Genomic DNA, 20,459 nt, shown 5'->3' on the forward strand with positions numbered 1-20,459 from the left:
TGCGTTGTTCGGGCAGAATGCGAGGAGGTGGGACGGAGGAATGATGGCGGACGACGAGTGGTACTGGTTGGGCGACCGGATCGAATTCAGTTCTCCGGGGGTCAGCAACAGTCGGTTGGTGCGAGTTCCGCCGGAGACGTCCGAGATTCCACCACTGACTGCCGGATATGCAGCGATCGCCGGAGGCTCGACGGTCGGCATCGGATTGGCGGTGTTCGGGGGAATCGCGCTCGCCGCTCGGGTCCAGGATGTCGACGGCGTCTCGGCGTGGTGGTGGCTCCTCCTCATCGTCCCGGCCGGGGCGGCTGGGCTGTTTCTGCTCGTCGGGACATGGGTGGACGGCACGGAACGACTCATGCAGGGGCGTGCCGTGGGGCGAATACTGATCAGCGTTGTATGCGGAGGCGCCCTGGTCGGCCTGGTGGGCGCGTGGCTTCTGCCTGCCGTGTCGCACGCTGGTGCGGGTTGCCTTTGGGCCCCGGCGGCCGTGTCGGCGGCGGTGTCGACCTGGGCGGCTCTGACGGCGCCGCGGGAGGTGCGCGACGCGCGCGTCGAGATGGGCCGCATCATCGACGGTCGGCGGACAGGCCGCAGATGCGCGGGCGTCATCGCGGCACTGCCGGACCCCGGCGAATGGAACTTCGGGGGCGACGTGCCGATCCGCTACGACGACGGCGGACGGACCCGGTCGGTACGCGTGCGGCTGCACGCCACAGCGTCGACCATTCCGATTCCGGGCACCCCCGTCACCGTGTACGTCATGACCGACGGTGAACCGCTGGTCGAGTTGGACTCGTCGACGCCGATCGAGTTCTACCCGCATTCGTCACGCTACGAGTCGGACGCCTCGGGTGGCGGAAGCTGAGGCGTGTCGAACCGTGCCGGGGCGGCTTGAGGGCTGGACCCGTCAGGCAGGCACCACGGATGTGAAGCGGCGGCCCGACTTCGGGCGAGCCGAGCCCATCTGACGGGAATCTGCGAGGAAGGCGTCGAGGTCGGAGAGGGTGTCGGCGGAGGAACGCGGCTGGTAGCCGAGCACGGTCCGAGCCTTGGTGATGTCGACTGTCGGCTGCGCGACGAGCGCCGCGATCGACGCCTTCGACACGAGATCGGAGCCGAGACGGTGCCCGATCGGTTCGATCAGCGGTACGAACACCTTCAACACGCCGAGCGGGAGAGCCGCGATCGGGCGGGGGCGGCCGCAGTCCTTGGCGACGATGCGCATCGCGTCGAACAGCCGGACCTGCTCGCCGCCGAGGAGGTAGTTCTCGCCGGTCACGCCGTGCTCCGCGGCGAGCGTGAGCCCGAGTGCCACGTCGCGCACGTCGACCAGGTCGAAGGTGCCCTCGGGGAACAGTGGGACCTTGCCCTGCGCGGCGTCGCGCAGCATGCCGTTGATACGCGACAGCCCGTGATCGACGGGACCGTACACGCCGGTCGGGTTGCAGATGACGGCGTCGAGGCCCTCGGCGATCACCTTGCGGAGTTCCTGCTCGCCCGCCCACTTCGAGCGGTCGTAGACGGGGAGCTCCGGATCCTCGGAGCGGCGCGACGTCTCGACGACGACCCCGTTGTCGGTGTACTGGTCGAACGAGTGGATCGAGCTGCAGTGGACGAAGCGGCGGACGCCTGCGGCGAGTGCGGCGCGGGCCGTGGACGCGACGCCCTCGGTGTTCACTCGCCAGGCCAGCTCGTCCTTCTGCTTGAGCGTGATCATCGCGACGAGGTGGTATACCGTGTCGACGCCGTCGAACGCCGACTCGAGTGCAGGCTGGTCGAAGATGTCGGCCGAGAGCCAGGTGACCTGCGCGTGATCGATCGCGTGCGCAGGCGACACCCGGTCGATGGCGACGACGTCGTGGCCGTCGGCGACGAGCTGGTTGATCAGGTTGGTTCCGACAAAACCTGCGGCTCCGGTGACGGCGACCTTCATGTGAATCCTCTATGTGTCCGACGTGGCGCGACCCGTCTCGGGAGTCGCAGTAACTAGAACATGTTCTAATTCATGGGCTCGGGTCAGCATAGGTCACAGTGGAGGCGGTGCCAACCCCGTCCGCGCGGTCGGCATGGATTCGGCGACAGGGCAGAAAGGCTCAACGATGTCGGTACGACGTCTCAATCACGCGGTGTTGTTCGTGAGTGACGTGCAGCGAAGTGTTGATTTCTACACCTCGGTACTCGGGTTCACCAAGCTTCCGGTCGACTTCCCCGGAGGTGCTTTCCTCCGCTGCGGCGACTCGGCGAACGACCACGACCTCGGTCTGTTCCAGGCTCGAGCCGATCGGAGACCGACCGGCGCAGTCGGTCTGTATCACCTGGCGTGGGAAGTCGAGACCCTCGCCGATCTCGCCGCCGTCCGCGACAAGATGATCGCCGCCGACGCGATGGCCGGCGCGTCGAACCATGCGGCGACGAAGGCGGTCTACGGTGTCGACCCCGACGGGATCGACTTCGAAGTCACCTGGTTGGTGCCCGACGCGCACGTCCGAGAGGAGTTGTACCCCGGCGTCCCGCCGACTCGGCCTCTCGACCTCGACGCGGAGATCAAGCGTTACGGAGCTGACACTCCGGGTGGCCCCCGAACAGATCTGTCGATCTACGGCTGACGTTCGGTCGGGAAAGTCAGTGGCGGATGGGGGCGGGGCTCCATAGTCCGCTGCGGGTGGCGGTGGAGTAGTCGATCTCCGCGGGGACGGCGCCGTCGAACGGTGTGTACTTCTCCAATGCGCCCCAGTCGCGGCCGATGTCGCCTCGGAGGTAGGTCGCGACGGTGTCGGCCTGCTGGGACACCTCGATCCAGCCGAGGGGGCCGCCGCCGAGTGCGCCCTGCCAGGTGCTGACCGCCGCCGACAGGTCGGCCCCCGGCTTCACACGCCACTTGGGGATCTCGACCACGCCTGCGTGGAAGTTGTACGGCCGCTGGCAGGGGAACACCAGTCCGGACGTCCAGTCGACGTGGACCGGATCGGTGTCGCCGACAGTCTCCTGGAGGGTCGTCATCTCGGGCAGACGCGGCGGAGTCACGATCACGAACCGGTCATCGGTCAGATTGGAGTCGTTGGCGACGATCCGCACCGCGGTCACGTCCGACGGCAAGGACGGGGTGTCGATGCGCACGTTGCGCCATGACGGGCGCGGACCGGGATCGATCATCGTCATGTCGCTCGACGGTGTCAGATTGGCCTCGCGCGTGGACGCGGTGATCGGATCCGTTGTGAACTCGATGCGCAGATCATCGGAACCGAACAGGCCCGCGACGGAGAACGTCAGCAGCGGACGGTCCTTGTAGTCGGCGGGCATCCGGTACCAGCCGGACGTCAGGTTGGCCGGAGTCTGCTCGTCCTTCATGTAACTGCCCGCCACCGGGGTCCTGGAGGGATCGAGTTGGAACGGCAGCTTGGCGAACGAGCCGTTCGCGCCGGGCGTCGTGGTGGTGCCGCCGCCGGTGCCGCCGCTGTTCGAGATCAGCACGTCCGGATCGGCGCCTGCATTCCAGGCGAGAACACCGAGGGTGCCCGCGGGCGCCTTCGTCGTCAGATCATCCGGGACACCTGCGGGGGAGAATCCGGATGTCGCGCCGTGCTCTGAGGCCGCAGGCTGTGATGTCGGACCGAGGAGCGGGTCGCGCAGGGTGGCGTCGACCGGACTCAGCTGGAACCGGCTCGGATCGGCCTCGACCCAGATCTTGTCGGCCATGCCGCACGGTTGTCCGGCGAGCGCTTCGAGGTTCGATCGCGGGACGGAGAACGACTGACTCTGCTTGACGCCTGTCATCGCGGCGGTGGCCAGCAGGAACGTGGCTACAGCTGCAGCCGCGATCCCCAACGGCGAAGAGGCGAGGAAGCCGCCGACGCGGTGTCGGATGGTTCGCGGGTGCTTGACGACGGGGTCGATTCCCGTGAACGGCTCCCGGAAGTGGAACCACAGCGCGAGCAGCAGCAGGGCGAGCGAGGCGTACAGCAGCACCTGCGGAAGCAGGATTCCGCCGATCGAGACCTGTGAGGTCGACCAGGGCATCCCCCACGCGGACGCGTAGTAGAAGGAGTTCGGGGCGGTGAACGCCAGGCCGGTCACGAACACCACGAGTGCCGCGAACACCGTCCGGTTCCGCCGCGAATGGGTGGCCGATGAGCTCATCGCGATCGCCGCGAGGCCGGCGAGGGCCGCAGCCAATCCGGCGAAGACGCCGAAATGGTGGGTCCACTTGGTCGGCGTGAACATGAGGAAGAGCAGCGACCCGAATGTGATGCCGACGATGCGGCGCGAGGGGCCGATCGCCGTTCCGGGGATGCGCGACTTGCGGATCAGGACTGCGCCCGCGACGGCCATCGCCAAGAACATGGCGACCACCGCGAATCGGCGCGCCACCGAGCCGTCGGCGGAGAATGCGAACAACGACGAGTAGCGGTCGATCTCGTTGTACCAGTGCGCTGACGGGCCGAGCTCCGTCTTCATCGTCGAGCCCTCGGTGAACGCGGTCAGCGTGAGACCGGAGAACACCACGAAGATCACGAACGTGCCCGCGGCGACGATGGGCGCGAGGAGGCTGACGTACGCCAGTGCCAGGCTCCGGCCGGCCTGGCGCTGGACTTCGCGCGCACGCTTGACCAGTGCGAGGAACATCGGGCGGGCGCCTGCGACGAGGGCCGCGACCGCGAGGACGCCCGTCGGACCCGCGGCGATGCTGAACGCGCCCGCGGCGCAGGCGACGGCGGCGGGGAGTAGTCGTCCGGTGGCGATCGCGCGTTCCACCGAGCACCAGGTGAGCAGTGCGCCGAGGCAGATGATGGGTTCGGGACGAAGGCCGTTGTTGAACGGAAACCACGCGACGAGGAACACTGCGGCCGCGGTCCATCCCACGGCGGGACGGGTGATCGCCGCTCGACCGAGCCTGGGCAGGATCTCGTGCGAGATGATCAGCCATGAGATGACGCCGCACGCCAAGGCGGGCAGACGCACCCACGGACTGGCCACGCTCACGTGACTGAGCAGGCCGAACACTTGGTAATACCAGCCGAACGGCGCCTCAGGTGCGCCGAACCAGCGGAAGTAGTTCGCGGTGTAGTCGCTCTCCTGAGCCACCCGCGACATCGTCATCAGGTAGCCGTCGTCCGAGGTGTTGGGACCGATGAAATGCCATACCAGCAGCAGTCCGACCACCACGTAGTCGCGTGGGTTCAGTCGCCACCAGCGGGCAGGGAAGAACCGGCGGTGCCGACGGCCGTCGGTGGCGTCCAGGCGCGCGAGTGCGGCCAGGGAGATCAGCATCGCGAGGACGCCGACGATGATCGCCGCCCACTTCAGCACGGTCGGTGTGGTCGTGTAGCGGGAGTCGATGACGACATGAGCGGACAGCCCCGGCAGTGCGGAGGCTGGGCCGGCGAGCTGGGTGTACAGGCCGGTCAGCTGCGGACGCTGATCGCCGCCCGGAGTCTCGACCGTGCTGCCTTCCCGTGGATCGCCTGACCCGGTCGTCAGCCCGACGAACTCTGCGGTCACCGCGTCCGACGTCGCGTGGACGTCGATGCTGGTGCACGACGACGACAGGACGTCGTTCAGCGGAGCCGACACCAACGGGATGTTGCGGTTGATCACTTCGACGCTGCGTTTGGCGGCCGGGGTCGCCTGCTCGCCGGTCACCCGAATCACCAGGCCGCGTTGCGTGGACTTCGCCGCAGACGGAGCTGTGGTCTCCAACAGCACCGATTTGCCCGCGGGCAGAGCCTTCGCGGCCGAACAGGGGACGCTCACGGTCAGGTCGATCGGCGTGTACGACATGAGCGGCGCGGACACGGAGTTCACCGTGCCGTTCTGCGGCCAACTGATCTCCGACACAGTCTGCTTCACCGGCAGTAGGGGAGTCGCCAGGGCCAACACCAGACCCAGCAGGCCGGTGACGACGGCGACTATCTGGGCTTTACGGACGGTGAAGGCTGGCACAGCACGTCATCCTATCTGCCCCGATGTCCGGGTCCGGTCGTCCCCGCAGACCGGACCCGGAACTGGAGTCCCGAGAGAACGTCAGGCGAACACGGTGTGCGGCAACGGCGTCAGCGGTGTCGTGTCGAGGTCCGCGATGTAGGTCGGCCGGTGACGGGCTGCGGCGAACGGAGCGGTCGGCGCGTTGTGCACGCTGTTGAACACCAGGAACACGTTCGCCCGCGAGTACGGGGTGATGTTGTTGCTCGACCCGTGCATGGAATTCGAGTCGAAGAACAGGGCCGAGCCGGCGGCGCCGGTGAACTGCTCGATTCCGTGTTCGTAGCCGAGCTCGAACACCGTGTCGTCGTCGGGGACCCCGACCCGCTGCCGCTGCAGGGACTCGCGGAAGTTGTCATCGGGCGTCCGTCCGACACACGGCACAAACGTGCGGTGCGCGCCGGGCATCAACATGAGTCCGCCGTTGAACGCGAAGTTGTCGGTGAGTGCGATCGAGACGCTCAGTGCCCGCGGCGTCGGCAGCCCGTCCTCCGCGTGCCACGTCTCGAAGTCGGAGTGCCAGCCGAATCCGGTTCCGACCATGCCGGGCATCGCGTTGATGCGGGACTGGTGGATGTACACCTCCGACCCGAGGATCTGTCTCGCTCGGTCGAGGATCCGCGGGGTGCGGGCCAAGGCGTCGATCACCGGACTGTGTCGGTGGACGGCGAAGATCGAGCGGACCGCGTCGCCGTTCGACTCGCGGACGACGGCGCCCGACGCCTCGACATCGGGGTCGCCGGTGAGCCGGTCGAACTCGGTCCAGCATTCCTGGACCTGAGCGGGCGTCAAGAGCCCGTCCTCGATGTGGAAGCCTTTGGCGCTGTAATCGTGGATCTCGTCCGCGGTGAACGGGCCGTCGACCGAGCCCCAGACGACGGGGTCGGGTCGTCGCATCATCGGGGCGGCTTCGTGAAGCCGCGTCGGATAGCGATCGTGCACGTTCGTCGAACGCGTGGCGCGCGTCGATGGGTCCGTGGTTGTGTCATTCGCAGTGGTCAAGGAATCCTCCCTTCCAGAGGCGTTCGGATCTCGACGGTTGTCGAGCCCACCCTCCACCGCTACCAGAGCCCGCCGATCGGGGCATCCCGCCGACGAAAGGACGTCATGCACGTCTACCGCCATCAGATCCGCTATCACGAGACCGATGCGCAGGGATTCCTGTTCAACGCCCGCTATCTCGAGATCGCCGATGTCGCCATGACGGAGTTCCTACGTGCACTCGGCCACCGCTTTCAAGACCTCGGCGCCATCGGGTTCGATCCGTCGCTGGTGAAGGCGGAGATAGCCTTCCGCAAGCCGACTCACTTCGACGACGTCGTGGACGTCGACGTGACCTGCCGCCATGTCGGACGGTCGAGCTTCGCCCTTCGGTATGCGATGTCGTGTTCGGCGACGCCCGTCTGCGACGTCGACATCACGTACGTGAACATCGCCCGCGACACGGAGACCTCCGCGCCGCTTCCCGACCCGATCGCGGACGCGTTGCGCGCTCACGCCGACGAGGTGTGACGCAGTAGGGTTGGCGGCATGACCGATCTGCCGATTCTGCTGCTCAACGGGCCGAACCTGAACACGCTCGGAACGCGTCAGCCGGACGTCTACGGGTCGGACACCTTGGCCGACGTCGTCACCCTCGCCGAGCGTGCGGCGTCCGACGAGGGGTTCGGTCTCCGCGCTTTTCAGACGAACCACGAAGGCGAGATGATCGACGCGATCCACGCCGCCCGCGGTGAGGTGTCGGCGATCGTGATCAACCCCGGCGGGTGGACGCACACCTCGGTCGCGCTGGCTGACGCCCTGGTGATCCCGGAGGTGCCGATCATCGAGGTGCACATCAGCAACGTGCACGCCCGCGAGGCGTTCCGCCACCATTCGTACATCTCGCCGATCGCGTCCGGGGTGATCGCCGGGTTCGGTGTCGACGGCTACGAATTCGCCGTCCGCCGCGCCGCCGCCCTGGCCCGCTGACCCATGCCCTTGCGCCCATCGGCACGGTCGAGTCGAGATGTGTCCCCCGTCGCATTCATCCCATGAATGACGGTCCCCGTCGGGTTGTGGCGTAGACTGGCCTCATTCGGCGCGCCGCGCCGTGCGTCGTAGAACGCTTCCACGCAGACCCCGATCATCTCGATGAGCTTGATCGCTGGGTGCGTGAAAATTCATACGGCGAACCGACACGCCACCTCGCGCGTTTCGCCAACCGATCACATCGGCAGGGCTCTGCTGTGCTGTGATCCTTGCCCGTAAAGGCTGTTTCATGACTTCATTCGCCGATCTCGGCGTGCCCGCACCCATCGTCGACGCGCTCGCCGCCGACGGCAAGGCCTCGGCGTTCCCCATCCAGGAGCACACGCTCCCCGACACCCTCGCGGGCCGCGACGTGCTCGGTCGAGGCAAGACGGGCTCCGGCAAGACCGTCGCGTTCTCGGTGCCGCTCGTCGTCCGTCTCGCCGAAGCGGGCGTGAAGCGTCGTCCCGGCCGCCCGACCGGACTGGTCCTGGCGCCCACCCGTGAACTCGCGACGCAGATCGCCACTCAGATCGAACCGCTCGCCGACGTCGTCGGACTCCGCGTGACCACCGTGTTCGGCGGCGTCAAGCAGGCTCGTCAGGAGCGTGCTCTCGGTGCAGGCGCCGACATCGTCGTGGCCTGCCCCGGCCGCCTCGAAGACCTGATGAAGCAGCGCATCGTCTCCCTCGACGATGTGAAGATCACCGTGCTCGACGAGGCTGATCACATGGCCGACCTCGGCTTCCTCCCTGTCGTCACCCGCATCCTCGCGGCGACCCCGGCCGGCGGCATGCGCATGCTGTTCTCGGCGACGCTCGACAACGGCGTGGACAAGCTCGTGAAGCGCTTCCTCAACAACCCCGTCACGCACTCGTTGGAGGACGCGACCTCGCCCGTCGCGCAGATGACGCACCACGTGTTCCGCGTCGGGACCACCGCCGAGAAGACCGAGCTGGTCCGTGTCCTCGCGTCCGGCACCGGCCGTCGCATCCTCTTCACCCGCACCAAGCACCAGGCCAAGAAGCTCGCCAAGAAGCTGACCGCCGACGGCATCCCGGCCGTCGACCTGCACGGCAACCTCTCGCAGGCGCAGCGCGACCGGAACCTCGCGTCGTTCGCGGCCCCGGACGGCGCCAAGGTCCTCGTCGCCACCGACGTCGCGGCCCGCGGTGTGCACGTCGACGGTGTCGAACTCGTCGTTCACGTGGACCCGCCCGCCGAGCACAAGGCGTACCTGCATCGTTCGGGTCGCACCGCTCGCGCCGGTTCGTCGGGTGACGTCGTCACGATCTGCCTGCCCGAGCAGTGGGGCGATCTGCGCAAGCTGCTGCAGAAGGCCGCCATCAAGGTGCCGGGCCAGCAGGTGACCGCGACGTCGGACGTCGTCGCAGACCTCGTGGGCGAGCATGCGCCACTGCGCCACCTCCCCGTGCAGGCTCCGGCCCAGCAGCAGCGTTCGGGCCAGAACCAGTCGCGGTCCGGTCAGGGTCGCGGCTCGCGTGGCACCGGTCGTGGTCGTCGTGGCGGTTCGGGGCAGTCGCAGGGCTCGGGTCAGAGCCAGGGGCAGCGTCAGGGAAGTGGACGCGGCGAGCAGTCATCGACCCGCGAGCACGGCACCGCAGCCGGCAACCCGCGCCGTCGGCGCAGCGCGCGTCGCCCCGCAGGCGCTCCCGCCGCCCGCTGAGAACGTCGCTCGTGGACCCAGCACTGATCGAGGGGTGTGGTGCTGGGTTCACGAGCGTTCTGCCCCGCGGACTTCCGCGTGTGTCGTCGAACGCCGCGCGAAGCGAGTCAAGCGACGACTAGGTGAGCGCCTGCTCGACGAAGACTGCGATGTCGCCGCGGAGCAGTGGGCCGTGGCCCGGCATCACAACCGTCGCGTCGAGGGCGGCCAGGGACGCCACCGCGTCCTCATTCGCAGGGACGTCGTGAGTGAACACGTGACCTAGGCACTGAGGTCCAGCCACGGTCGAGATCATATGGCCGCTGACCAGGGCGTCTCCGGTGACCGCGACCTCGCCGCCGCCGACGACGAACGCGCTGTGGCCGCGTGTGTGGCCATGGGTCGGCACCGCCACCGGTGCGCCGGGAAGTGCTGACAGATCAGTGAAAGGCAGCGCATCCGCGATGCCCGACTTGTCGAGCGCGCCGAGCGGAACGATCTCACTCAACCACCGCAGCACGCTCGGTCGGTACGCGATTCTGGCGATGTCCGCAGGTGAGGCCTGCTCGAGGAAGTCCCGGCGTGCGTGGCCGACCTCCTCGGGGTCGGCGAACACGTCGAACGAATGACCGCGCCGAAGAGCGGCGATGCCGCCGAGATGGTCCACGTGCGCGTGGGTCAGCAGCGCACCCCGAATCTCCTCCGGAGCGCTCCCGATCTGTGTCAGCGACTCGACGACGGCAGACGCGTGTCCCGGGTAGCCTCCGTCGATCAGAGTGACGCCGGAATCGTCCTGCAGGATCACCCAGTTGACCGCCGCCGTCGAGACGAAGTGGGTCCGGACGTCGCCGTTGGTGATCGACGAGACGGTCAACGAGGCCACGGTGTCAGCCCTTTCTCACGACGAGCACAAACGGCCCGACCTCGGTGACGGTGAAGGCCGGATCGTCGAACACGACGGGCGAGAACGTGACGTTGTAACGACTGACGTTCGGATCGTTCGGGAACACGTCCTTCGCGAGGCGCAGCGTGTAGCCGTCGGCGCTGTAGCGGAATAGGAACACGTCGGGCTTGCGCCACGGCGTGGCCGACATCTTGGTCATCAGTTCGGCGGTCGACGTGGCCTTGGACCATCCCTCGATCGCTGCGGCGCGCTTGTCGAACTCGGCGAGAGGATTCGCATAGTGCGAGGTCAGGCCCTGGAAACCCCAGTACGGGTAGATCGAGAGGAAACCGAAGTCGGCGGTCAGGACCACGTTCTGATTCGCCGGACGGCCGGTCTGCTCGCGGATCAGCCGGTGAATCTCGGGGTAATAGGACTCGGCGCCTGCCGGGTGCTGGTCGGCGCGTTGTCCCGACCCGTCGGTGTCGGTGTAGGCGGTGGTGATCTCCGACGAGAGGTGCGCGGGAATCGCCTGAGTGAGGGCGATCGCGAACACCGCCGCGAGCACACCGATCACCGTGCGGACATCACCGAAACGACGGACGGCGAGCCGCGACAGTTCGACGATCCCGAACGTGCCGCCCGCGGCCAGCACAACAGCGGTGATCGGCTCGAGACGGAATGACAGCAGAGTGGTGCCGATCGCCGTCAACGCCAGTGACATCGCGGTCAGGCCGACAACGCCCAACAGGGTCCAACCGAGCGAGGCGGCGACGGTCCGCTGCCGTGCACGCAGCAGCACCCAGACGAGACCGACGAGGGTGAGCAGGCCGATCAGGTTGGTCTGGAACATCGGCAGACCGAGGATCGCGCCGTTCTCCGGCAGGTAGTGCTCGGCGCTCCCCGACACCGGGACGGTGGTCGAGATGCGATCCAGCAGGTACGGACCCCACACGATGAGTGCGATCAGCCCGGAGAGGACGCCGACGGCGGCGAGACGCACGATCACCGCAAGGTAGCGCGGGCGGGCGTCCGCGGAGGAGTCGACGGCGGAGTTCCGGGTCGACAGGAAGATCTGACCGAGGCCGCCGAGCGCCATGAGCACGACGGTTCCGGCGAACAACGCCGTGTACAGCGTGTACACGGTGGCGGACACACCGAGGAACACCCCGACGGCAGCCACCGCCAGCCAATTCGTCTCACCGATCGTCGACGGGCCGTCGGCGAGACGCCCGCGACCCCGGATCGTCGACGCGGCGACGACCATCATCGGCACGCCGACGAGGATCAGCGTCGCCGAATACGGCTCGGGGGAGGCGTAGGCGATGGCGACAGCAGTCGACGCGAGGCCGACTGCGGTGCCGACGCCGACGCCGACCATCCGGTTCCACAACGCGGTGCCCAGGGCCGCCGCGACCGCGATCGACAGGACCGCCCACGGCTTGTACGCCTCCCACCCTGGCAGCCCGACGAGATTCGCGAACCGTCCGCCGAACCAGAACCACGACGCCGGGTAGTACGGCGACAGACCGTCGTACGTCATGTCTGCGAGATGCGGGCTGTCGGTGAGACGGGTCAGGTACTCGGTCCGGAACTGTTGATCGACCGACAGACCGAACAGATACAGCTTCGTGGCGCCGAGCGGCATGCCGAGGGTGACGACCACCAGCAATGCCGACGCCAAGGACGACACCAGCGACGTGACCAGCGGAGACCGGCCGTACCGGTACGCGATCACGGCTACTGCTGCCAGGACGATCGTGACACCCTGGCCGAGGGTGGTGAGGGCCCGCGTCACATTCGACGTGTTGAACGCGGGCCATCCGACCGCCCCGATCACCTTGAGGCCGACGTAGGCGGCGATCGCGGCCAGTACGACTGCGCCGCCGAGTTCAACGACGTCGCGCAGGCGGCGGTTCTTCAGGATCTGTGTCGGGGCGGTGGACTGCACGGGTGATCAGATGGGCAGCTTGCGGAACACCGGGCGCGGGATGTGGCGCAGCGCCATCATGATGAACCGGAACGGGCCCGGAACCCAGACGATCTCCTTGCCCTTGTCGACGGCGGCGACCGCGAGACGTCCCACGTCCTCCTTGTTGACGGTCAACGGCGCTTCGGCGACGTGCGCCGACAGTCGGGTGCGGACCTGACCGGGGCGGATCACCAGGACGCGGACACCCTCCGGGCGCAGTGCGTCGCCGAGACCGAGGTAGAAGCCGTCGAGTCCGGCCTTGGTGGAGCCGTACACGAAGTTGGAGCGGCGGACGCGCTCACCGGCGACCGAGCTCATCGCGATGATCTGGCCGTGGCCCTGCTCGCGCATCTTCTCGCCGAGGAGCACACCGACCGACACGGCCGCGGTGTAGTTGATGTTCGCCTCGAGCACGGCGAGCTTCTGGTCCTGCCAGGCCTGCTCGTCGTCACCCTGAATGCCGAACGCGACGATCGCGACGTCGATGTCGCCGTTCGCCCACGCCTTCTCGATGACGTCGCGGTGCGAGTCGGTGGCGAGGGCGTCGAAGTCGATCTGCTCGACGGACGACGCGCCGGCATCGGTCATCTGCGCGACAGCGGCCTGCGCCGCGGGATCGTTCGGGACCGTCGCCAGGACCACGCGCATCGGTCCCTTGGTGAGGAACTCCGATGCGATGGCCAGGCCGATCTCAGACGACCCGCCGAGGATCAGGATGGACTGCGGAACGCCGACGGCGTTGAACATGTGGATCTGCTTTCTTGTGTTGTGCAGCGGTCAGACGAGTTCGAGACGACGGCCCATGTCGGACATGAACACCTGATTCGGGTCCACTCGACGACGGGTCGCGATCCACTCGTCCACCTGCGGGTACATGGCGTGGAAGGTCTCCGCGGTGGTCCGCGAGTCCTTCGCTGTGTAGAGCCGACCGCCGATCTCCATGACGCGGCGATCGAGCTCGGAGACGAACTCGTGCAGGCCGCGCTTGATCGGGAAGTCGACGCAGATGTTCCAGCCGGGCATCGGGAAGCTCAGCGGAGCCTGATTGCCCTCGCCGAACAGCTTGAACACGTTGAGGAAGCTGACGTGTCCGGATGCCTGGATGTCGTAGATGATGCCCTTGAACTCTTCGACGGCCTCCGGCGGAACGATGAACTGGTACTGCAGGAAGCCCTTCGAACCGTAGGCGCGGTTCCAGTTACCGAACAGGTCGAGCGGGTGATAGAACTGCGTCAGATTCTGGATCTTGCCCTGGTAGTTGCCGCCCATGCGGTAGTACGCCTCGCCGACCATCGAGAAGTTCATCTTGTTGGCCAAGCCGTTGGGGAAGATGTCGGGGAAGTTGACGAGTGTGGGCGCGTCGAACTTCAGCGGATCCTTCGCGAGCTTGTCCGGCAGCTGGTCGAGGCGGGCGAGGCTGCCACGTGAGAACGTTCCACGGCCCAGGCGCGGGGGCTTGCTGATCGCGTCGAACCAGCCGGAGCTGTACGTGTAGTTCTCCTCGGAGCCGTCCATGTGCAGCGCGATGGTCTCGTCGAGGCTCTTTGTGACGGTGCCGTCGGCGATGAAGTAGGCGGTCTCGGTGCGCGTCATCTTGATCTTGGCGCGGAGGATGATGCCGGTGAGGCCGATGCCGCCGACCGTCGCCCAGAAGATCGATGCGTCGGGGTCGTCGCTGCTTCCCTCGGGTGTGAGGGTGAGGATCTCGCCGGACGCGACGAGCAGGGTGATCTCGACGACGTGATTGCCGAAGGAACCCGAGCTGTGGTGATTCTTGCCGTGGATGTCGCAGCCGATGGCGCCGCCGATCGTCACCTGGCGGGTGCCTGGCAGAACGGGAACCCACAGGCCGTGCGGCAGGGCGACGCGCATCAGCGTGTCGAGGTCGACGCCCGCGTCGAGGTCGACGATGGCGGTCTCGTCATCGATGCTGTAGATCCGCGTCAGCTGGGTCATGTCGATGGTGAGGCCGCCCGAGTTCTGAGCGTTCTCGCCGTACGAGCGACCGAGACCACGCGCGATGACTCCGCGCTTGAGGTACGACGGCTTGTCGGCGTTGTGGTCCGCGACGCGTGCGACGGCGTCGGCGATGACCTCGGGGTACGGCGTCGACAGCACGTGCGCCTGCGTCGGCATGGTCCGCCCCCAGCCCATCAGCGTGCGGGTCTGGATCGGGAGAAGGTCTGTGTTCGTCATCGAAGTAGAGGTTACCCGCCCGTCACGTCAGAAGGTCCCTGTCGTGACGGTCGTCTACATTCTTTGATCAGAGGGGTTCGAAAGGAAACGCATGATCGTCGTCGGATATGCAGGCGGTTCAGCGGGCCGAGCCTGCCTGGAACAGGGCATCGTCGAAGCAACCGTCCGGGACACGTCGATGCTGCTGATCAACGCGGTGTCGACCGGACGCGGGCAGCGGATGGTCGACGCCGATGAGATCGCCGAGGTGCAGGCGCGCCTGACCCGGTCGGGCATCAAGTTCGAGATCAGGCAGCCGATCGGGGCAGACCCGTCCGAGGAACTGCTGCGCGCGATGGACGCCGACGACGCCGACGTCCTGGTGATCGGGATGCGCCGCCGCACTCAGGTCGGGAAACTCTTCATGGGGTCGACGTCGCAATACCTGTTCATCGAGTGCAGCAAACCGATCCTGGTCGTGAAGCCGAACAGAGCGACCGCGGCGCCGGTGGACGCCGCGCCCGAGGACCCCACTGCTCCCTGACCGAGACACGCCCCACTGCTCCGTGAAGGTCCCTCTCTGCTCTTTGCGCGAGGCGCGACCCACTGCTCCTTGAGCGAGCTTGCGAGTCGAAAGGTCGTGACGAAGGACCTTTCGACTCACTTCGTTCGCTCAAGGAGCAGCCAGCAGGGTCAGCGCATGATGCGAGCGAGGAACGGTGTGGAGTCCTTCATCGACGCGAGGACCGTTCCGGAGTGGTCCTGTGTCGGGTAGACGTGCAGGTCGACGGGCTGTCCGGCGGCCCGCATCTGGGCGTACAGCGACAGTGCAGACGGTGCGGGGACGTCCATGTCCTTGAGCCCCTGACCGAGGAAGATCGGGCGGTCGTAGCCCGAGTACGGCGTGCTCATGTACTTGACGAGGGCGGCCTGGACGCCCGGGATCGAGGAGATCGGGCGGGTGAACCAGGTGTTGACCTTCGCGCCGGCCATCGTGGCGTGCAGTTCCGGGTAGCAGAGGGTCTTCGCCTGGGCGACGACGCTGCGTCCCTTGGCACTCAAGATGCGGTCGAGGTGCAGGTCGGGGCGCGCGTCGCCGAATCCGGCGAGGATGTACGCCGAGTACGTCGACAGTCCGGCAGGCATGCCGATCGGCGGGAACGACGGACCGGCCTGCCACACGATGTGCTCGATGTTGGCGGGGGTGCCGGTCGCGACCACTCCGCGGTAGTCGAGGCCGGAGCCTCGCGAGATCGACGTCGCGCGTCGAGCCGCGTTGAGGGCGGCGCTGGCACCCTGCGACTGTCCGACGATCGCCCAGGTCCGGCTGAGCGGCAGGCCCGCCTTCTGTGCGGCGATGACGGAGTCGACGGTCGACGACGCCTGCACTGCGCCGCTCAGGTAGCTCATCAGTCCGGGAGTGCCGAGGCCGACGTAGTCGGTGGCGACGACCGCGTATCCCTGATTCAGCCAGTGTCCGAGGTACGCCACGTCGCGCTCGCTTCGGGGCTGTGCCGACGGAGCACAGTTGTCGCCCAGGCCGACGGTGCCGTGCGCCCAGGCGAGCACCTTGTATCCGCCCTTCGGTGCGGGACGCTTCGGCAGGAAGATCGCGCCCGTGCTCACCGCGGGCTTCCCGTGGACGTCGGTCGACGCGTACAGGACACGGTAGGCCTGGCCTGCGGCAGGCAGTGTCACCGACTGCTCGAGCGGGGTCTTCGAGATCAGGGTGCCGTGCGCGCCGATCGGACCGTTGTAGGCCCTCGCGTCCAGACCGGACCACACCGGCGCACCGGTCGCAGCGTCCTCCGCATGCGCCTGCGGAGCGACAAGGGCGGTGCTCGCCGCCGCGACGACCGCGAGAGCTGCGGCGACAAGCGCACGCGAGAACCGAGAACGAGTGGAGAAGCTCATAGCGATTGACATTAGACCTGCGTCACAACGCATTCATAACGGATCCGCTCAGTTTGGGCGGCTACCCTGAATCGGTGCCCGACTCAACACCTGGTGAACACCTGTCGCACGACGACTTCGCGACTCGCCATGCCCCGATGCCGATCGAGTTGCCGTTCGACGACGAGGAGGCGTCGACAAGCGTCGACCTCAAGACGCAGTTGATCCGCTTCGTCGCGACCGGCGCACTGTCTGCGGTGTTCGACTTCGGTCTCACTCTGCTGCTCCAGGAAGCCTTCGGCGCCCCGTTCTGGCTGGCGAAAGCCGCGGGCTTCATCCTCGGCACGACGATCGCCTACCTCATCAACCGTCGGTGGACGTTCCGTGCGGAACCGAGCAAGGCCCGATTCGTCGCCGTCGTCCTGCTGTACGCCGTGACGTTCTTCGTCAACGTCGGTCTCTACAACTGGCTGATGCACGAGTGGGGGACCGCGTTCCTCATGGTCGCGCTCGCTTTCTGCATCGCGCAGGGCGTCGCGACCGCCATCAACTTCATCGTCCAGCGGGCAGTGATCTTCAAGATCAAGTGACCATGGACCGACTGCTGAGAGATCACACCGGGACGCCTAGATCGATTGTGGCGTTCGTGATCCTCGCTGCGGTCTCGTCGATCGCCGCGATGGCGGCTGATCTCACTGCCCAGTTGCCGGGCGGACTTCTCCCCGCAGCTGTGGTCGTCGTGGCCGTCGGCACTTTGGCAGCAGGTTTCGGGCTTGCTCGGATCGCTGCCGTGAGGGCAATACTGACCGCATTGGTCGCAGGGGTCACACCGCGGCCCCGTCCGTTGTCGCGACCACGCATCCCGTCACATCCGAGTCGGCAAGTGGATGCGGTGTTCCTCTCCGGACCCCGGGCCCCGGGGGTGTGGGCGTAACCGCTCATCACACCATCCGGAGGAGAACCACATGCTGTCCGTCACGTACGCGACCCGGCGCATCGGCGCCCAGCCCCTGTTCACTGCACTGACCTTCACCGTCGAACGAGGCGAATGCGCTGCCGTTGTCGGCCCCAACGGTGTCGGCAAGAGTTCGCTGTTGCGCATCATCGTCGACGACGACCATCTCGATGAGGGCACAGTCCTCATCGACGGGCGAACCCCGAATGACCGTTCGCAGGGCTTCCGAGCGATCGTCGCCGCGGAACTCGGCGACCAGGCCGTCTTCTACGACTCGACGGTCCGTGAACATCTCGACCTGCTCTGTGCGTCGCACGGAGTTCGCCCCAACGTGGACGCAGCACTGATCGATGCCGGCATCGGCGACCTCGCTGATCGATTCCCGCACACCCTGTCGACCGGGCAGCGCCAGCGGTTCGCGTTGGTGGCAACGCTCATCAGGCCGTCCGGGCTCATCGTTCTCGACGAGCCCGAACGCGGCCTCGACGTTGACGGCCAGACCTGGGTCGCCCAAGCCGTGGCTGCTGCGACAGCGCGCGGGGCAGCCGTGGTCATGGCGACGCACAGCCGGGAATTCGCTGACCGGGCCGACGTACTGGTCGATCTCGGATGACCGCCCGCCGAAAGTCGTGGATGAGCCGGAACGATGTGTCGGTGATCGATCTGGTTCTCATCGTCGGGGTCGGTGGCGGCATCGCATCCTGGGTCCTCGCACCGGCCCGAGTGGCGACGGTTGTCGAGCTGTCGGCGTGGGCCGACTCCCACACGGGGCTGGTGACAGGCGTCGTCGTCGTGGTGATCGCGCTGGTAGTCGGACGGTTCGCGGCGACATGGGGACCGGTCCGGGTGAGCCGGGAGGCAGCGCAGTGGGCGCTGTCCGGCCCTGCTTCGCGAGTGCCGGTGCTCGCACGGCGGGCGGCGGCATCAGTGATTGTGGCGACGACGGTGTCGTTGGGAGCCGCTGGTGCGGCGGTGTTGGTCATGCCGTCACACGTGTGGATTCTGATGCCACTGGGCGCCGGTGCAGGATTGGTCGGTGTCGGGGCGGCGTACGCCGCTCAGCTCTCGCGCGACAGTCGAATCGGTGGTCGCAGGCCTCGCCGGACGGCCTGGTCTCCGGGGCGGCTCCATCGTCGGACGTTCGCACCGCGCGACGGATACGCGGGCGCCGTTGGACTCGCGGTCACCATGATGGACGGCAGTTGGATCGACGATGCGCGTGTCACGCGGTGGAAGTCACGGAAGGCGGCCACCGCGGGCCGCCTGTCGTCCGGACCGCTCTCTGCGTTCGTGACGGCGGACCTGCGCCGACTCGCCCGGCACCCTGAACAACTCGTTCGGTGGGCGGCCTGGACCGCAGTCGCAGTGCTGGTGCCGATCGTTCTGGAGTTCCATCACGTCCCACTATTGGTGTCGACCATTGCAGTGACCTGTGCGGGAAACGCAACGTCCGGAGGCCTGAAGTCGACGTCCGACCGTGCGCTCCGTCGGGCATTCGGGGGTGTCGGATGCCGAGATCACAGCTGCGCACTGCGTCATTCCAGGCCTGGCGACCGCATTGTCGGCGCTGTGCGTCGGGTTCGGCGTTGGCATCGGGCCTGCGGCGGGCGCCGTCCTGGTGGTTGGGGCGGTCGCAGCGGTGATCCGACGGGCGACGCGGCCCGCGTTGCCCTATGGTTCGCCTGCCGTCACAGACGGCGTTCTGACCGGTGCGACTTTCCAACCGGCGCTGCTGACTGCACAGCTTCGTGGTCCGATGCTGACAGTCGTGACTGCCCTCATCGCAGGCAGACTCCTTTGACTGATGTCAGCTGCAATCGCAGCAGTCGCAACAATCACAGCAGTCGTCGCAGTCGTTGCATGACGGATCGACCCACTTGTCGCTGCAGTGATTCCAGTGGTCGCGGAACCAGCCCGCACCGCAGAACGAGTTGCCGACGAACGGCAGGATCCGCTGGTGGAACCTCCGGTTCGGCGGGAACGGAGGCGGATACGGCCAGCCTTCCGGCCACGTCGGAGGCCGGAACGGCGGCCATGTCGTCTGGCCGGCACCGAGGATCTCGATGTGGCGATGAGCCCGGAGATGACCTCTGCGCCGGACCGCCTGGGCGACGCCCTTCACCAGGAGGATTCGGAGCAGCCGGTCGTCGTGCAGTGCGAGCTGCTCATAGCGCTCGGCGATTCGGTCGGCCAGCATCCCGGCGTGCTGCAGGGCCTGCTCGTCGGACGTCCCGGTTGAGATCAGCGGGTTGAACGCTCCGGCCCGCGCATCATCGTCGCGGTCGTCGACGGCGTCGAGCAGGTGTGCGAGCCGCCCGTAGTCGGCGCCGATCGCGGACAACACGTCCCGATTCTCGGGAGCACCGGCCTGGTCTGCACTCGCCGCGAAGACCTCGGCGCACGCCGTGGCCGTCGGTTCGGTGAGGGCGTTGAGGTCCGCGTGTGATGCTTCGAGACCGGCCTGCCGATCGAGGGCAGTCAACACGGAGTCGACGTCGAGGGCGGTTTCCGCACGGTCCGCGCGCGCCCGCAGCGCCTTCGACGCCACCCGTGCAGCTCGGGATCTGATCGGCGACCGAGCTGCCAAGCCCAACTGCTGTTCGGCGACAACGTCGCGTGCCTTGGCCGCCGCCAAGGTCAACGATGCTGTGGTAGCGAGCCTGACGCCGGGATCGGCGGCCACCACGACATCGGCCCGACGCATGCCGCGCAGAGCACAGCGCCCCGCCGTCCGGGTATCGGCCACCGGTACCCGCTGCGCGGCGGCGAGCACCGAGAGCATCACCGTGTCGGTGTTGGTGGTCAGTCTCGCCGACTGCCCGTGCCCGTCGCGCAGCGACAGACACAGCCCACATAGATGGGCGCGCCATTCGTCGCGCAACTCGTCGTCCAGAAGATGCCCGCAGGGCGTGAGGAGACCGAACAT

18 protein-coding genes and 1 pseudogene are annotated in these 20,459 nt (G+C 67.2%); 10 read left to right on the forward strand and 9 right to left on the reverse strand.

Annotation, left to right across the window (positions count from 1 at the left end; translation table 11 throughout):
- Positions 1-43: 43 nt before the first annotated feature.
- The gene (locus GM1_RS07110) at positions 44-865 is read left to right on the forward strand and encodes a hypothetical protein (protein WP_157435871.1); all 822 of its coding nucleotides are present in this window, start codon (positions 44-46) and stop codon (positions 863-865) included.
- 42 nt (positions 866-907) lie between these two features.
- Here the strand turns inward: GM1_RS07110 and GM1_RS07115 are convergent, their stop codons facing one another.
- Positions 908-1,933 (reverse strand): NAD-dependent epimerase/dehydratase family protein, encoded by a 1,026-nt coding sequence (locus GM1_RS07115; RefSeq protein WP_008377612.1) that lies wholly within the window; start codon positions 1,931-1,933, stop codon positions 908-910.
- 166 nt (positions 1,934-2,099) lie between these two features.
- On the opposite strand from GM1_RS07115, the gene GM1_RS07120 reads away from it, so the two are divergent.
- Complete coding sequence (locus tag GM1_RS07120; protein ID WP_008377613.1) at positions 2,100-2,606, forward strand: VOC family protein; 507 nt, start codon at positions 2,100-2,102, stop codon at positions 2,604-2,606.
- A 16-nt stretch (positions 2,607-2,622) separates the two neighbouring features.
- On the opposite strand, the gene GM1_RS07125 is transcribed toward GM1_RS07120, so the two are convergent.
- Together GM1_RS07125 and thpD are read right to left on the reverse strand one after the other, a co-directional pair.
- Positions 2,623-5,940, reverse strand: coding sequence for an arabinosyltransferase domain-containing protein (locus tag GM1_RS07125; RefSeq protein WP_008377615.1), 3,318 nt, complete (start codon positions 5,938-5,940; stop codon positions 2,623-2,625).
- Between the two features lie 81 nt (positions 5,941-6,021).
- Complete coding sequence (gene thpD, locus GM1_RS07130) at positions 6,022-6,879, reverse strand: ectoine hydroxylase (RefSeq protein ID WP_081604238.1); 858 nt, start codon at positions 6,877-6,879, stop codon at positions 6,022-6,024.
- Between the two features lie 207 nt (positions 6,880-7,086).
- Between thpD and GM1_RS07135 the strand changes: the two genes are divergently transcribed.
- From GM1_RS07135 to GM1_RS07145, 3 genes are all read left to right on the forward strand, one after another.
- Complete coding sequence (locus GM1_RS07135) at positions 7,087-7,491, forward strand: acyl-CoA thioesterase (protein WP_008377618.1); 405 nt, start codon at positions 7,087-7,089, stop codon at positions 7,489-7,491.
- A gap of 18 nt (positions 7,492-7,509) precedes the next feature.
- Positions 7,510-7,950, forward strand: a complete 441-nt coding sequence (aroQ, locus tag GM1_RS07140) for a type II 3-dehydroquinate dehydratase (RefSeq protein ID WP_008377619.1) — start codon at positions 7,510-7,512, stop codon at positions 7,948-7,950.
- 289 nt (positions 7,951-8,239) lie between these two features.
- Positions 8,240-9,676 carry a DEAD/DEAH box helicase gene (locus GM1_RS07145; protein WP_008377621.1) on the forward strand — a complete coding sequence of 479 codons (1,437 nt, stop codon included), beginning with the start codon at positions 8,240-8,242 and terminating at the stop codon, positions 9,674-9,676.
- 118 nt (positions 9,677-9,794) lie between these two features.
- On the opposite strand, the gene GM1_RS07150 is transcribed toward GM1_RS07145, so the two are convergent.
- The 4 genes from GM1_RS07150 to dprE1 are packed head-to-tail and all read right to left on the reverse strand — an operon-like array spanning position 9,795 to position 14,706.
- Positions 9,795-10,538 carry an MBL fold metallo-hydrolase gene (locus tag GM1_RS07150; RefSeq protein ID WP_008377624.1) on the reverse strand — a complete coding sequence of 248 codons (744 nt, stop codon included), beginning with the start codon at positions 10,536-10,538 and terminating at the stop codon, positions 9,795-9,797.
- A 4-nt stretch (positions 10,539-10,542) separates the two neighbouring features.
- Positions 10,543-12,489 (reverse strand): galactan 5-O-arabinofuranosyltransferase, encoded by a 1,947-nt coding sequence (locus GM1_RS07155; RefSeq protein WP_008377627.1) that lies wholly within the window; start codon positions 12,487-12,489, stop codon positions 10,543-10,545.
- Between the two features lie 6 nt (positions 12,490-12,495).
- Positions 12,496-13,257: a decaprenylphospho-beta-D-erythro-pentofuranosid-2-ulose 2-reductase gene (dprE2, locus tag GM1_RS07160; protein WP_008377629.1), complete on the reverse strand. Its 762-nt coding sequence runs from the start codon at positions 13,255-13,257 to the stop codon at positions 12,496-12,498.
- Between the two features lie 30 nt (positions 13,258-13,287).
- Positions 13,288-14,706 (reverse strand): decaprenylphosphoryl-beta-D-ribose oxidase, encoded by a 1,419-nt coding sequence (gene dprE1, locus GM1_RS07165; protein WP_008377631.1) that lies wholly within the window; start codon positions 14,704-14,706, stop codon positions 13,288-13,290.
- A gap of 91 nt (positions 14,707-14,797) precedes the next feature.
- Here dprE1 and GM1_RS07170 point away from each other — a divergent pair, with 91 nt between their 5' ends.
- Positions 14,798-15,229, forward strand: a complete 432-nt coding sequence (locus GM1_RS07170; RefSeq protein WP_008377633.1) for a universal stress protein — start codon at positions 14,798-14,800, stop codon at positions 15,227-15,229.
- Positions 15,230-15,378: 149 nt separating this feature from the next.
- Here the strand turns inward: GM1_RS07170 and GM1_RS07175 are convergent, their stop codons facing one another.
- Positions 15,379-16,599, reverse strand: a complete 1,221-nt coding sequence (locus GM1_RS07175; protein WP_008377635.1) for an alpha/beta hydrolase family protein — start codon at positions 16,597-16,599, stop codon at positions 15,379-15,381.
- A 74-nt stretch (positions 16,600-16,673) separates the two neighbouring features.
- Here GM1_RS07175 and GM1_RS07180 point away from each other — a divergent pair, with 74 nt between their 5' ends.
- From GM1_RS07180 to GM1_RS07200, 4 genes and pseudogenes are all read left to right on the forward strand, one after another.
- Positions 16,674-17,168, forward strand: coding sequence for a GtrA family protein (locus GM1_RS07180; RefSeq protein ID WP_008377637.1), 495 nt, complete (start codon positions 16,674-16,676; stop codon positions 17,166-17,168).
- A 375-nt stretch (positions 17,169-17,543) separates the two neighbouring features.
- On the forward strand, positions 17,544-18,146 hold the full coding sequence (locus GM1_RS07190; protein WP_008377642.1) for an ABC transporter ATP-binding protein: 603 nt from the start codon (positions 17,544-17,546) through the stop codon (positions 18,144-18,146).
- Positions 18,147-18,538: 392 nt separating this feature from the next.
- Positions 18,539-18,973, forward strand: a pseudogene (locus tag GM1_RS23255) (hypothetical protein); the annotation flags it as partial.
- A gap of 37 nt (positions 18,974-19,010) precedes the next feature.
- Complete coding sequence (locus GM1_RS07200) at positions 19,011-19,334, forward strand: hypothetical protein (protein ID WP_008377643.1); 324 nt, start codon at positions 19,011-19,013, stop codon at positions 19,332-19,334.
- 6 nt (positions 19,335-19,340) lie between these two features.
- Here the strand turns inward: GM1_RS07200 and GM1_RS07205 are convergent, their stop codons facing one another.
- Positions 19,341-20,459 (reverse strand): DUF5685 family protein, encoded by a 1,119-nt coding sequence (locus GM1_RS07205; protein ID WP_008377644.1) that lies wholly within the window; start codon positions 20,457-20,459, stop codon positions 19,341-19,343.

It is taken from the genome of Gordonia malaquae NBRC 108250 (assembly GCF_000344135.1).
Classification (GTDB): Bacteria; Actinomycetota; Actinomycetes; order Mycobacteriales; family Mycobacteriaceae; genus Gordonia; species Gordonia malaquae.

What these genes read in the sequence shown, in the direction of transcription:
- GM1_RS07135 (WP_008377618.1), top strand. Translation starts at nt 7,087, where the DNA reads ATGCACGTCTACCGCCATCAGATCCGCTATCACGAGACCGATGCGCAG.
- GM1_RS07175 (WP_008377635.1), bottom strand. Translation starts at nt 16,599, where the DNA reads ATGAGCTTCTCCACTCGTTCTCGGTTCTCGCGTGCGCTTGTCGCCGCA.
- GM1_RS07115 (WP_008377612.1), bottom strand. Translation starts at nt 1,933, where the DNA reads ATGAAGGTCGCCGTCACCGGAGCCGCAGGTTTTGTCGGAACCAACCTG.
- GM1_RS07120 (WP_008377613.1), top strand. Translation starts at nt 2,100, where the DNA reads ATGTCGGTACGACGTCTCAATCACGCGGTGTTGTTCGTGAGTGACGTG.
- GM1_RS07110 (WP_157435871.1), top strand. Translation starts at nt 44, where the DNA reads ATGGCGGACGACGAGTGGTACTGGTTGGGCGACCGGATCGAATTCAGT.
- aroQ (WP_008377619.1), top strand. Translation starts at nt 7,510, where the DNA reads ATGACCGATCTGCCGATTCTGCTGCTCAACGGGCCGAACCTGAACACG.
- GM1_RS07190 (WP_008377642.1), top strand. Translation starts at nt 17,544, where the DNA reads ATGCTGTCCGTCACGTACGCGACCCGGCGCATCGGCGCCCAGCCCCTG.
- thpD (WP_081604238.1), bottom strand. Translation starts at nt 6,879, where the DNA reads ATGATGCGACGACCCGACCCCGTCGTCTGGGGCTCGGTCGACGGCCCG.
- GM1_RS07170 (WP_008377633.1), top strand. Translation starts at nt 14,798, where the DNA reads ATGATCGTCGTCGGATATGCAGGCGGTTCAGCGGGCCGAGCCTGCCTG.
- dprE2 (WP_008377629.1), bottom strand. Translation starts at nt 13,257, where the DNA reads ATGTTCAACGCCGTCGGCGTTCCGCAGTCCATCCTGATCCTCGGCGGG.
- GM1_RS07205 (WP_008377644.1), bottom strand. Translation starts at nt 20,459, where the DNA reads ATGTTCGGTCTCCTCACGCCCTGCGGGCATCTTCTGGACGACGAGTTG.
- GM1_RS07145 (WP_008377621.1), top strand. Translation starts at nt 8,240, where the DNA reads ATGACTTCATTCGCCGATCTCGGCGTGCCCGCACCCATCGTCGACGCG.
- dprE1 (WP_008377631.1), bottom strand. Translation starts at nt 14,706, where the DNA reads ATGACGAACACAGACCTTCTCCCGATCCAGACCCGCACGCTGATGGGC.